The sequence below is a fragment of the Nostocoides japonicum T1-X7 genome (assembly GCF_001046855.1).
GTDB lineage: Bacteria > Actinomycetota > Actinomycetes > Actinomycetales > Dermatophilaceae > Nostocoides > Nostocoides japonicum.
Window position 1 is genome coordinate 4,599,504 of the sequence record NZ_HF570958.1, and the last position, 5,574, is coordinate 4,605,077.

At 73.5% G+C, this 5,574-nt stretch carries 6 protein-coding genes; 1 reads left to right on the forward strand and 5 read right to left on the reverse strand.

Annotation, left to right across the window (positions count from 1 at the left end; genetic code table 11):
* Nucleotides 1-401: 401 nt before the first annotated feature.
* The 4 genes from BN12_RS20885 to BN12_RS20900 form a co-directional block, all read right to left on the reverse strand.
* Entirely contained in the window at nucleotides 402-1,364 is a 963-nt protein-coding gene (locus BN12_RS20885) for a quinone oxidoreductase family protein (protein ID WP_048555480.1), read from the reverse strand.
* 20 nt (nucleotides 1,365-1,384) lie between these two features.
* On the reverse strand, nucleotides 1,385-2,104 hold the full coding sequence (locus BN12_RS20890) for a PIG-L deacetylase family protein (RefSeq protein ID WP_235432483.1): 720 nt from the start codon (nucleotides 2,102-2,104) through the stop codon (nucleotides 1,385-1,387).
* A gap of 174 nt (nucleotides 2,105-2,278) precedes the next feature.
* The gene (locus BN12_RS26525; RefSeq protein ID WP_268807038.1) at nucleotides 2,279-3,136 is read right to left on the reverse strand and encodes a GNAT family N-acetyltransferase; all 858 of its coding nucleotides are present in this window, start codon (nucleotides 3,134-3,136) and stop codon (nucleotides 2,279-2,281) included.
* Complete coding sequence (locus BN12_RS20900) at nucleotides 3,085-3,753, reverse strand: DUF4232 domain-containing protein (protein ID WP_048555491.1); 669 nt, start codon at nucleotides 3,751-3,753, stop codon at nucleotides 3,085-3,087. The genes BN12_RS26525 and BN12_RS20900 overlap by 52 nt, the downstream gene beginning before the upstream one ends.
* Nucleotides 3,754-3,892: 139 nt before the next feature.
* Here BN12_RS20900 and BN12_RS20905 point away from each other — a divergent pair, with 139 nt between their 5' ends.
* On the forward strand, nucleotides 3,893-4,741 hold the full coding sequence (locus BN12_RS20905; protein ID WP_048555499.1) for a hypothetical protein: 849 nt from the start codon (nucleotides 3,893-3,895) through the stop codon (nucleotides 4,739-4,741).
* Here the strand turns inward: BN12_RS20905 and BN12_RS20910 are convergent.
* Nucleotides 4,728-5,552 carry a uracil-DNA glycosylase gene (locus tag BN12_RS20910; RefSeq protein ID WP_048555501.1) on the reverse strand — a complete coding sequence of 275 codons (825 nt, stop codon included), beginning with the start codon at nucleotides 5,550-5,552 and terminating at the stop codon, nucleotides 4,728-4,730. The two genes, BN12_RS20905 and BN12_RS20910, sit on opposite strands and share 14 nt — an antisense overlap.
* Nucleotides 5,553-5,574 lie beyond the last annotated feature (22 nt).

The following is a 5,574-nucleotide window of genomic DNA, read 5'->3' on the forward strand; positions in this document are numbered from 1 at the left end:
CGCTGGCAGATCCTGACCGACCACAAGAAACGTCACACCGTGGCCACCACCGCCATCGCCCGCGAACTGGCCGGCTGGTGCTGGTCGCTGGCCGTGATGGACGACTAACCCCCACAGTCCCGTTGCCGGGACACCCGTGATGACCGGCCAGCAGCGCGAGGACAGCACCGGCGACTCCCCTGTGAGCACCCCCATAGGGGCACGCTCGACCTCAGACACGCCACGCCTGTCCAGCCGAAACAAGGGCCCTGCGGTACCCAACCCGCGCATATCAGACTGACCGCGCGTCGCCTGACACGCCGCCTCCGGCCACCACCCCCGGCAACGACGAAGCGGGGTCCCCTCCCACCCAGGCAGAGGACCCCGCTTCACCACGCCCACTTGACAAAATCGACTACATATCAGGGGAGCAGGAGGAGCTTGCCGGTCGTCGCGCGTCCCTCGAGGGCGTCGTATGCGGCGGCCGCCTCGTCCAGCGGCCAGCGCCCGCCGATCTCGATCCGGAGCGTCCCGTCGGCGATGGCGCCGAGCACCGACTCGCCCCGCCACAGCAGCTCCTCGCGGGTCAGCAGGTAGTGGCCGAGGCTCGGCCGGGTGAGGAAGAGCGACCCGCCGGCGTTGAGGCGCTGGATGTCGAAGGGCGGCACCTGACCGCTCGCCCCACCGAAGAGGACGAGTGTCCCCCGCGGCCGCAGCGACGCGAGGGAGGCGTCGAAGGTGGCCCTCCCGACCCCGTCGTAGGCGACGTGCAGACCCTGCCCTCCGACGGCCTCCTTGACGGCCGCGGCGAGCTCCTCGGGTCCGTCGGTCCGGGTGTAGTCGACGGCGTGGTCCGCACCGAGGGCGGTGGCCTTGGCGAGCTTCTCCGGTGAGCCGGCCGTCGCGACGACGACGCCGCCCTTGGCCTTGATCATCTGCACGAGCAGCTGCCCGACCCCGCCCGCGGCGGCGTGGACGAGGCACAGGTCGCCCGGCTGCACGGCATACGTGCTGTTGACGAGGTAGTGCGCGGTCATCCCCTGGAGCATCGCGGCGGCGGCCGTCTCGAGGTCCACCTCGCCGGGGACGGGGACGAGCTGGTCGGCGGGCACGGCCATCCGCGACGTCGCCGAGCCGCGAGTCTGCGGCCAGGCGACGCGCTCGCCGGTGCCGACGACGGTCCCGGCGCCCTCGGAGCACAGGACGAACGGGGTCGGGACGGGATAGACCCCCTGGCGCTGGTAGACGTCGATGAAGTTGACCCCGACCGCGGCGACGTCGACGAGCACCTCGCCGTCGCCGTCGCCGGCGACCGGCTCCGGGACGGACCGGACCTCGAGCACGTCGGAGCCGCCGTTGCGGGGGACGACGAGGGCACGTGGCATACCGGGTCTCCTTCGAGGGTTCAGTTGATCTGGATGACGCAGAACTGCTCTGCCGTATGCCGTTCCGCCAGGCCGAACCGGCGGGCGACACCCTCCCCGGCGCGCCGGAGGAAGGTCTCCAGATCCTCCCGGTGGCCGGTCTGCGAGGCGTGGCGGCGGAGCGCCTCGACCTTCCGGTCGAAGTGCTCGGTCGTGTCGACGGCGTGGTTCGGCGTGGGGTGCGCCATGAGCCACAGCTCGCCGACATGCCAGAAGTCGAGGCCGAGCTCGGGCCAGGCGAAGGGGTTCTCGGCGGCGGGGTAGCAGGCACGGACCGTCGCCTCGCCGGCCGCCAGGTGGTCGGGGTGCGAGGCCTGCAGGCGCTCGTACCACCGCTCCGGGCTCTGGCAGAGGACCCGCTGCGGCCGGACGTCGCGGATGACCCGGACGATGTCGCGCTGGAGGTCGAAGGAGGGGACGAGCCACCCGTCGCGGTGGCCGTCGAGGAACCGCACGTCCGTCACGCCGAGGGTCGCGCTCGCCGCCCGCTGCTCGCGCTCGCGGAGTGCCGGGATCTGGGTGATGTCCGCCTCGGGGCGGGCGCCCTGCTCGCCGTGGGTGCAGCAGAGGATCGTCACCTCGATGCCCGCGGCGGCCCACCCGGCGATCGTCCCCGCGGCACCGAAGTCGGCGTCGTCCGGATGGGCGGCGACGACGAGCGCCCGCTCGACATCGTGGTCGGGACGGGGCTGGACGGGCACGACGGCCAGCCTATGCCGCATGGGGCGCGCCGCACGCGGCGCGCACCGCGGGTGCCGTCGCCGCCACGGGCCCGGCGTGCTCGTCGGATCGGGCGTCCTCGTGGGGAAGCTGGTCGTCGTCCTGGCGACGGCCAGCTTCCCCACGAGGGACCGAGGTGCCCCGGAAGGCGATGGTCAGGCGACCGGTAGCGCGCCGAGGCGCAGCAGCGCGTCGCCGTCGACCCGATGCACCTCCCACTCGTCCTGCGGCACCGAGCCGAGCGAGCGGTAGAACTCGATGGACGGCGTGTTCCAGCGCAGCACCCACCATTCGAGCCGCCGGTACCCCCGCTCGACGCAGATCTGCGCGAGCCGGGTGAGCAGCGCCTTCCCGAGGCCCGACCCGCGCTGCCCGGGCTCGACGAAGAGGTCCTCGAGCCAGATCCCGTTGACGCCCGTCCACGTCGAGAAGGTGAGGTACCAGATCGCCATCCCGACGACGCGCCCGTCCACCTCGGCGACGATGGCGTGCGCGGTCGGGGCGCCGTCGCTCGGGAAGAGCACGTCGGTGTACATCTCCGGCGTGGCCTCGACGGCGTCCGGCTCCCGCTCGTACTCCGCGAGCGCATGGACCAGACGCAGCAGATCGGGGATGTCCTCGGGCCGGGCGTCGCGGATCGTCATGCCGCGAGGGTATGCCGGTGCCCGCCGATCGCCGGCGAGTGCCCCGCTGCGGGCGGCACGCGGGAGGCCGTGGGTCGGGCGAGGTGGGCCGGGCGAGCGAGGCCTGGGCGAGGAGATCCGCCCCGTGGGGTCGGGCGAGGAGATCCGTCCGTGGGACGGGCAGCGCGGACCGGGCGAGGTGGGCCGGGCGAACGAGGCCTGGGCGAGGAGATCCGCCCCGTGGGGTCGGGCGAGGAGATCCGTCCGTGGGACGGGCAGCGCGGACCGGGCGAAGGTGGGCTGGGCGAGGAGGGCCGCCCCTGGGGTCGGGCGATCCCTCAGCGGGCGAAGGGCTTGACCTGGAGGAGCTCGATCGAGGTCTCGGCGCAGGCGGTGGCGCTCGCCGCGACGAACAGGCGGTCCCTCTGATCCGGGAGGTAGACGGCGAGTCCGGTCGCCTTCCGCTGGGTGCACCGGTCGCCGTAGTTCGCGGCCTGGGCGAGCTGGATCGCGGAGGTGGCCGACTGGCCCGGCCCGAGGGAGACCGTCGTGACCGTCGTGCGCACGCGGACGGCCGGGTGCCCGATGGGCGCGCCGGTCGGCGTCGCGACGAGCGAGACCCCCGGATATCCGCGGAGCGTGCACGAGTGGCCGGTCCGGGTCGTCGCGACGAGGTCGTCGAGGACGTGACCGGCGGCGGCGCCGGCCGGCTTCACGGCGAGGGTGACGTCACTCGACGTGCAGGCGTGGGCCGTGGTCCCGGTGCCGGACGCCCCGGACCCGCCGGACGAGGTCGCGCTCGACCCCGGGGTGCCCGTCGTGGTGCTCGTGGTCGACGGGGAAGGGCCCGCTGCGCTCGGGGAGCTGGTCGCGCTCGTCTGCGAGCCGGCCACGTCGTCGGAGCCGCTCGAGCAGCCGGCAGCCACCACGGATCCCGCGGCGAGAACGGCACCCAGGGTGAGGGACCGTCGAGCCAGGGAGGACAGGTGCGAACGGGGAGTGCTCATCACTCGACTCTGCCTCGTGAATCGGAGGATGTCCTGTGCAACGGCCCGGCAGATCCCGAACACCTCGACACGTGCGGACGTGCGGCTCGCGGGTGCCGGACCGCAGCGATGACGCCGGCCCACGGCATACTCGGCTGTCGTGAGCGAGGCTTCGGACGTCCTCAAGACCTACCGCTACCTCCGGCTCGCCATGGTGGCGTGCGTGCTGCTCCTCGCGGCCTCGCTCGTCATCGAGATCGCCGCCTCGGGCGGGTCGTGCTGGCGAACGTCGATCAGCTCCTACTACTACACCCCTGTCCGCGGGGTCTTCGTCGGCTCGCTCGTCGCCGTCGGCGTCTGCCTCATCGTCGTCAAGGGGAACACGGCGGTCGAGGACATCCTCCTCAACATCGCCGGCGCCCTCGCCCCGGTCGTCGCGTTCGTGCCGATCGCCGACCCCCAGGAGTGCTCGTCCGCCCCGGTCGCGGTCGACGACGCCGGCCCGAACGTCGCGAACAACGTCGGAGCCCTCCTCCTCGTCGCGGCCCTCTCGCTCGTCGTCACGTGGTGGCTGGCGCGTCGCGATGCCGGTGCCCTCCCGTTCCGCCGGGAGGTGGTCGTCGGCCTCGCCGCTGGCACGCTCCTCGTCGTCGTCGGCACCCTGTGGTTCTGGTTCGGACGGGACTCCTTCCTGCGGTGGGCCCACTACGCGTCGGCCATCCCGCTCTTCGTCTGCATGGTCGTCGTCGTCATCGCGAACGCCAGGGGCAAGGCCCGGCAGACCGCCGGCGGCCAGGGCCGGCCGATGGTCCGCCGCGACCTGGCGAACGGGTACCTCGCCATCGCCGTCCTCGCCGTCGTCAGCGGCGCCGTGCTGGGCCTCGTCACCTGGCTCGCCGACTGGGCGCACGGCCTGTTCTGGATCGAGGCGTCCCAGATCGCGCTCTTCGCGGCCTTCTGGCTCCTGCAGACCTGGGACCTGTGGAACGCCGGCGTCAGAGAGTGCTGAGGACCGCGTCGAGCATCGGCTCGGTCAGCCGGCCGGTGAAGGTGTTCTGCTGGCTCACGTGGTAGCACCCCACGAGCCGTATGCGACGCCCGGCGGCGGTCGTGAGGGTCGCCTCCGCGGCATGGCCGAACCGCGGCTTCGGACGGGGGACCTGCCAGCCGACGGCCCGCGCCGCGGCCAGCGTCGCGTCCCAGGCGATGGACCCGAGGGCGAGGAGCGACCGCAGACGGGGCTCCGCCAGCTGCAGGTCGCGCTCGAGCCAGGGGGCGCAGGTCGCCCGCTCCTGTGTCGTCGGCTTGTTCGCCGGGGGAGCGCAGTGCACGCCCGCCGTGATACGGATCCCCTTCAGCTCCAGCCCGTCCCCGGCGGCGACCGAGGTGGGCTGGTTCGCATACCCGGCCCGGAACAGCGCGGCGTAGAGCCAGTCGCCCGCCCGGTCGCCGGTGAACAGGCGACCCGTCCGGTTCGTGCCGTTCGCCGCCGGGGCGAGACCGACGATGAGGACCGGGGCGTCGGCCGGCCCGAACTCGGGTCCGGGGCGGCCCCAGTACGGCTGGTCGGCGAAGGCCGCCCGTCGACCCTGACGGGCGACGGTCTCCCGCCACTCGACGAGGCGGGGGCAGGCCCGACAGACGGAGACCCGCGCGCTCAGCTCCTCGACGGACGCCGACGCCCGCGCGAGCCTGACGACTCGCGCGGGCGTGCGGGCGACCGGGGTGGCCGCGTCGGCCGGGTCGCCGGGCCAGCCGGTGCCCGGCGGCACCGGTGACGGAAACGGCTGTCCCGTCACGGGGTGCGGCTCGAGCGGCATACGACGAACCCTAGGCGGTCGG

Coding starts and splice junctions, on each gene's coding strand:
- BN12_RS20885 (WP_048555480.1), bottom strand. CDS start 1,364: ATGCCACGTGCCCTCGTCGTCCCCCGCAACGGCGGCTCCGACGTGCTC.
- BN12_RS20900 (WP_048555491.1), bottom strand. CDS start 3,753: ATGAGCACTCCCCGTTCGCACCTGTCCTCCCTGGCTCGACGGTCCCTC.
- BN12_RS20910 (WP_048555501.1), bottom strand. CDS start 5,552: ATGCCGCTCGAGCCGCACCCCGTGACGGGACAGCCGTTTCCGTCACCG.